The organism is Microcoleus sp. (assembly GCF_049646505.1).
Lineage (GTDB): Bacteria > Cyanobacteriota > Cyanobacteriia > Cyanobacteriales > Microcoleaceae > Microcoleus.
Genome location: NZ_JBARVX010000361.1, coordinates 22,557 through 29,496, shown reverse-complemented (window position 1 = coordinate 29,496; position 6,940 = coordinate 22,557). Strand labels below are relative to the sequence as shown.

General features: G+C 50.8%; 2 protein-coding genes. Both read right to left on the bottom strand.

The features are described from left to right. Nucleotides 1-1,638 (bottom strand): condensation domain-containing protein (locus WBA89_RS18525; protein ID WP_424408677.1); only part of this gene is annotated, 1,638 nt, incomplete at its 3' end. 182 nt (nt 1,639-1,820) lie between these two features. After that, on the bottom strand, nt 1,821-6,863 hold the full coding sequence (locus WBA89_RS18520) for an aminotransferase class III-fold pyridoxal phosphate-dependent enzyme (RefSeq protein WP_424408676.1): 5,043 nt from the start codon (nt 6,861-6,863) through the stop codon (nt 1,821-1,823). Between the last annotated feature and the right edge of the window lie 77 nt (nt 6,864-6,940).

Sequence of the window (6,940 nt, the reverse complement as noted above, 5' to 3'; positions counted from 1 at the left end):
AGAGCGATCGAAACAAACACCGATTAAAACTTCCGGGCCAGCGCCCAAAGTTTGCAAGTAATGTGCTAATTGATTGGCCCGACAATTTAGCTGTTGGTAGGTTAACTGTTGCTCCCCAAAAACTAAGGCTACAGCATCGGGAGTTTGCTCTGCTTGCACTTCAAACAGTTCGTGAATGCAGGCATCTTTGGGATAAGTTGTTTTAGTCTTGTTCCAATCAACTAATATTTTTTGTCGTTCTGCAGCAGTCAAGATTGGCAAGTTTTGCAGCGGGCATTCGGGATTGGCAACTACTGCTTTTAACAACTCCTCAAATTCCGCCATGCGATCGCGAATTGTTGCTGCGTCAAACAAGTTAGTATTGTACTGACATTCCAGCACCAATTTTTGTTTGGTTTCGCTAGCATTCACCGCCCATTCAAAATTTTCGCAAGTTCTAGGATTCGAGAAAACTTCAGCTTGAAAATCTGGAAAATTAAGTTGTGATTCCGCAAGCTGCACGTCCAGATTAAAAGTTACAGGTACTAAGGGAACGCGGCTGAAATCCCGCGGCAATGCTAATTTTTTGACCAGGGTACCGAAGGTAATTTGCTGGCGTTCGATCGCATCTAAAATTCCCGTGCGGCGCGATCGCAAATAATCGATAAAAGATTGTTCCCCGTCAATGCAGGTACGCAGCGGCAACAAGCTGACACAGTGTCCGGCAAGCTGGTCTTTTCCCCCAAAAAGTTGTCCCGCCGCCGGCATTCCCACAACCAAATCTTCTTGCCCGCACAAGCGGTACATAAAAGCTTCAAATCCAGCAAAGAGAATAGTAAAAAAACTGCACCTTGCTTTCTTTCCCAAGCCTTTGAGGTTAGCAACTAAATCCCGATCGAGTTCCCAATCTTCCCGCGCGCCGCTGTAAGTTCGCAAAGCAGGGCGGGGCCTGTCTGTCGGCAAATCCACCACCGGAATTGTGCCGCAAAACAGGTTTAGCCAATAATTTTCAGCTTCAATAACTTCGGTAGTTGTTGCTTGTTCATCTTGTAAAATTGCGTAGTCGATAAAACTTTCTGGCTGCGAAAGATTGGCGCACAATCCTTGCTGGCGTGCCGAATAAATTACACCCAAATCTGGAAATAAGATGCCCCAAGACCAGCCATCGCAAATAATGTGGTGGCCGGTGAGAATAACAATATGTTCTTGTTCCTGCAGTTTGATAATTTGACTGCGAAACAGCGGCCCGCGTACTAAATCGAAAGGTCGATCGACTTCTTCACGGCGCAAATATGCTAGCTTGGATTCGCGATCGCGATCGTCCAAAATTGACAAGTCGATCGTGGGAATATCAATCTCGATCGCAGAAGCAATACAAAGAGTCGATCCGTCGGGGCTAAATGTTGCCCGCAGCGCCTCGTGCCGCTGCACCAATTCCTGAATGGAAAAGCGGAGAGATTCAACGTCGAGATTTCCTTGCAATCGCAAACACATCGATTCGTTGTAAGCACAATTTGCCTCGTCTCCCATTTGTACGGCAATCCAGATTTCCTTTTGCGCTTCTGTCGCGGGTACGCAGGCAAAAAGTTCTCCGCCTGCGAAAGGATCGAAGTCTACAGCGGTTAGTTTTGGTGGTAAATCAGCAATTGTTTTCATCATTAGTTAACAGGTGAAAAATCGGATATTTTTTTTACCGCAGAGGGCGCAGAGGGCGCAGAGAGAAGAGGGAATAGAGGTCTTGTGGTAATGTGAAATCCAGTACAGTCAGCTCGCTCGAATTTCTCTCCCCTTTCTCTGATTTCTCTGCGTTCTCTGCGGTTAAATCTTTTCGATTTCCAATCTTAAGATAAGCTTTCTCCTACTTGTAAATGTTTGCCCGATCGCTCTGGATCTTCGATGTACCAAGCTGGCTTTCCGTCGGAATCTCGCCCTAATTTTGCACCGGGTAGGGGAGCATTGTTTGCGAAGGCAGTTGACGATTTCGATCCGTTTTGATGCAAATCGATCGCCCTCACAGTTTCCCCAGATCCACCGGCTAAAAATCCGGCTGACTGCAATTCGGCAATACTTTGCTTAAATGCTTCTTTAACAAAAGCAATGTCTGCGTCGGAATGGGCTAAGGTCAGGAAACACGGGCGGTGATCCCAAATGTGAATTCCTTTTTCCCGCAGCGAGTAGAAGAGCAATTCTCCGTGAGTAAAATCTTGCGGGTAGGTGATTTTGAACAGGGAACCAAAGTTTTTAACCGTGAAAGGTGCTTGTTGGCGATCGAACATGGCGTTCAATTCTGCAACTAATTTGTCGGTTTTGGCATTGAGCTCGCGCTGCAATGAAGGCCCGCCCCGTTTCAAGTATTCGAGGGATGCTTTGGCGGCTGCTAATGTCAGCGGGTGGCGCACAAAAGTTCCGGCAAAATAAGTAACGCCTACTTCGGGGAAAGAGTCGTCTCCGAATTGCCAAAATCCGCCATCTAATGCGTCCATCCAGGCTGATTTGCCCGCAATTACCCCAATTGGCATCCCCCCGCCGACGACTTTGCCGTAGGTACCAATATCTGCTTGTACGCCGAAGTATTCTTGAGCGCCGCCCGGTGCGACTCGGAACCCGGTAATCACTTCGTCCATAATGAAGGCGCAACCGGCTTGTTCGGTAATTCGTCGCACTTCGTGGAGGAATTCTCGCGGTTGCCAGTCGGGGCGGCGGCTTTGTACGGGTTCTACCATGATGGCTGCGAACTCGCCCGCCCGCGCTTTGAGGATTTCCAGGGATTCGGGTTCGCCGTAGTCGAGGATCAGGGTATTGTCAACGGCGGATTGGGGAATTCCCGGTGCTGCTGGGAGCGATCGCAATTTTTTGGTGCCGCGCACGATTACTTCGTCAAAATTTCCGTGATAGTCGCCCGTAAATGTGACGATCGTATTGTTGCCGGTGACGGTGCGCGCGAGTCGCATTGCACCCAAAACTGCCTCGGAACCGGTATTGCAGAATGCCACGCGATCGTGCTTGGTCATTTCGCACACGAGTTCGGCGACTTCTCCGGCTAGCGGTGTTTGCGGCCCGATTTCAAAGCCTAATTGCATTTGGGCGGCGATCGCTTCTGTGATAAATGGCGCTGAATATCCGAAAAAGTTCGACCCGAAACCGTTGGTTAAATCGACATATTCGTTACCGTCTTTATCCCAAAGTTTGGAACCGGACGATCGCACTGTGACAATTGGATAAACCAACTCTTTCATCGTCCGGTTAAAGCCGGAAACTACGCGCGGATCTGCGAGGTGGTGGCGGTGAGTCTGAGCGTACTGTTTCGATTTTTGGGTTCGCGCCGTGTACCGCTTGACAAATGTTTCTAAATATGCTTTTTGCGATGGAGTTAAGGCACCGCGATCGGATGTGTCGATGCGGGCGGCCGCGCCGAATACTTTTTTGGGTTCGGCGGTGGGTTCGGCGGATGGTGCAGGTGCGGGGGCAGGCACGGGGGCACTGCCCCTACCGTTAGATGGTGCGGTATTTTGAGTCGGGGCGATCGGCTGCGAGATAATTTGACCGTTTGTTGTCGGTGCCGGTTGTGCGGGCACAGAAACACCGCCGCCCAAGATTTCTAGCTGCCGCGACATAATTTGCAACTGTTGGCCGATCAAGTATTCGAGATTGCCAGACGGTACGGGATTCAAAATTTGAGGCTGAGGGCTGGGTAAAGGCAGATTTACAGGGGCGCTGACTGCAACTGGCATCGCAGTTTGTTCTGTAGGTGCTGCTGTCGGTGCGATCGCCGGTGCGGCTTGTTGAACGACAGGAGTTGCAGGCAAAACTTCCGGCGGCAAAGCACCATCGATAAATTCAGATAAAGTGCCGAGTGTGGGGAAAGTTTCTAATAGTTGGCGGAAGGTAATTTTGATGCTAAATTCTTTTTGCAAATTCAGCGCTACTTGAGTTAAAGACAGAGAATCTAAACCCATTTCTAGGAAAGTTAAGTCCTCATCAACACTGGCTAAATCTTCGCCAGAAGTTTCTTCGAGGATGTTTTTGATTGTCGGGATGAGTCTGTACTTGCGATCGGGTTTGGTTTCTACTTGTAAATTTGGCATTGGTAGTTGACTGTTGACTGTTGACTGTTGACTGTTGACAGTTGATTGTTGGGAATTGGGAATTGGGAATCGGGAATCGGGAATCGGTAATTGGAAATTCTCCCCCTCTCCCCCTCTCCCTCTCTCCCCCTCTCTCCGCATGGGTTCTATCCAGAAGCGCTTGCTCTCGAAGGGATAAGTTGGCAAAGGAAGCCGATCGCGCGTTTCCTCTTGATAAAAACTCTGCCAGTCGATCGCCACTCCGCAGAGCCAAAGCTGTCCGACTGCGCTTAACAAAGCAGTCCATTCAGCATTGTTATCTGGATTATCGGTTAGAGAAGAAATCGCAACTTGCTGTTTCAAATCCTTCGATTGTTTGCGAGCCAAAGTAGCAGCCGTTGTTCTCGGCCCGACTTCCAAAAGCACGCGATTCGGATCTTGCCAAAGTTCTTTGATGCCGTCGGCAAAACGTACTGTCGCCCGCAAATGCCGCGCCCAATACATCGGATCTGTTGCTTGTTCTGCGGTTATCCAACTAGCAGTTACAGTCGAAACAAAGGGGATGGTTGGCGCTGACAATTGCACTTTTTTCACGTATTCGGCGAATGGTTCGACGATCGAATCTACCATCGGCGAATGGAAAGCGTGGGAAGTGTGCAAGTGTTTGCAAACAATCTTTTCGCTGGTTAATTGCTGTTCAAAAAGTGCGATCGCATCTGTGGGCCCAGAAACCACGCACAAATCCGGCGCATTCACCGCAGCCACTGCCAAATCCCCACTCAAGCGCCCTTCGACTTGCGCCGCCGGCAACCGTACCGACAGCATTGAGCCCCCCGGTAAATCTTGCATCAAGCGCCCTCTAGCTGCTACCAGCATCAGCGCATCTTCCAGGGAAAACACGCCGGCGATAGTTGCCGCCACAAATTCCCCGATGCTGTGCCCGATCGCACCTTGGGGAGTAACGCCCCAACTCTGCCACAGTTGAGCCAGCGCGTACTCTACGGTAAATATTGCGGGCTGGGTTAAGAAAGTTTGGCGCAGCGATTCGGCGGCTGCGGTTTCATCGCTACCGGGATACAGCACTTGGCGCAAATCTCGGCCTAGGTGCGGCTGCAAAATTTCGGCGCAGCGATCGACCGTGGAGCGGAATAAAGGCTCAGATTCGTACAAATTCAAGCCCATATTGACGTATTGCGCCCCTTGTCCCGGAAACATGAAGATTACCGCCGGATTTCTCGCTTCGGTGCAGCGGCTTGCTGTACGCAGCGGCGGCAGAGATTCGAGTAGCTGCACGGCATCGGCGCGATCGCTACAAACGGCGAAACGGCGGTAATTGAAGGCTTGTCGCCCGGTTTGCAGGGTGTAAGCAGCATCGGCGAGATCGAGTTCTGGGTTTTCGTCGAGGTGCGATCGCAAATTTGCGGTAGCCGCGTCCAAAGCAGATGGAGTTTTTGCCGACAGCAGCAGCAACTGTCTGGGGCGAGAAGAACTTGACGGTGCCAGCGCGGGCGCTTCTTCGAGGACAACGTGAGCGTTGGTACCGCCGACACCAAAGGAACTGACTCCGGCTCTTCTGGGCGTTTTCCCGGCTTTCCATTCCGCAAGTTCGGCGTTGACGTAGAAGGGGCTGTTGGCAAAGTCGATCGCCGGATTCGGTGTTTGGTAGTGCAGAGTAGCGGGTATTTGCTGGTGTTTGAGGGCTAAAGCTGTTTTAATCAGCCCCGTGACTCCGGCGGCGGCGATCGTGTGTCCGAAGTTGCTTTTGACGGAGCCGATCGCGCAAAATTGTTTGGCTGAGGTTTCGCGTGCAAAAGCTTGAGTCAAAGCTGCAATTTCGATCGGATCGCCGAGGGGAGTTGCCGTGCCGTGGGTTTCGACGTAGGATATCGTTTCTGGATCTGCGCCGGCCATCGCCTGGGCCATCGCGATCGCGTCTGCTTGTCCGTCCACGCTGGGCGCTGCAAAGCTGACTTTGGCCGCCCCGTCGTTATTTAAACCGACGCCGCGAATTACCGCATAGATTGTATCTCTGTCGGATCTCGCCTCTTCCAAACGCTTCAGTACCACAGCCCCGCCTGCGTTGCCGAACACCGTTCCTTCAGCCTTAGCATCGAACGGTTTGCAGTGTCCGTCGCTAGAAAACATCCCCCCTTCTTGGTACAAATAACCGCTATTTTGGGGAGCTGTAATTGAAATTCCGCCGGCGAGAGCTAAATCGCATTGATAGCTCATTAAGGCATAAAAAGCTTGACAAACTGCAACTAATGATGTAGAGCAAGCGGTATGGACGCTGACGCTGGGCCCTTTGAGATTGAGTTTGTAAGAAGTGCGGGTAGCGATGTAGTCTTTTTCATTTCCTACCATTACCTGAAACTCGCCCGCGCGGGAAATTATGTCCGATCGTCCGGCGATGTTGTTGGGAAAATAGGTATTGTTGCCCGTGCCGGCGTAAACTCCGATCGAGCCGTTAAAAGTATTGGGATCGCAGCCGGCATTTTCTAGGGCGGCCCAAGCTATTTCTAAAAAAACGCGCTGCTGCGGGTCGGTAATTTCGGCTTCGCGGGGACTCACGCCGAAAAATGCTGCATCAAAGCGATCGGCACCGTCAATAATGCCTCTAGCTTTGACGTAATTCGGATCTTGTCTGAGATTGGGGTCAATACTGGGGTCTAGTTCTGCGTCGCTGAACAGCGTTGTGGACTCGACTCCGCCGCACAAATTTTGCCACAATTCATCGACACTTGCAGCACCGGGAAAGCGACCGGCCATGCCAATAATTGCAATCCCGTCAAGTTCTGAGTTTTCCTGTGAATTAGTCATAAGTAAGCCCCTATTATAATTAAACGTAAAACACCTAAGATTCAACAGCTAGTTACATGAGTTTTCTTCTTTATATC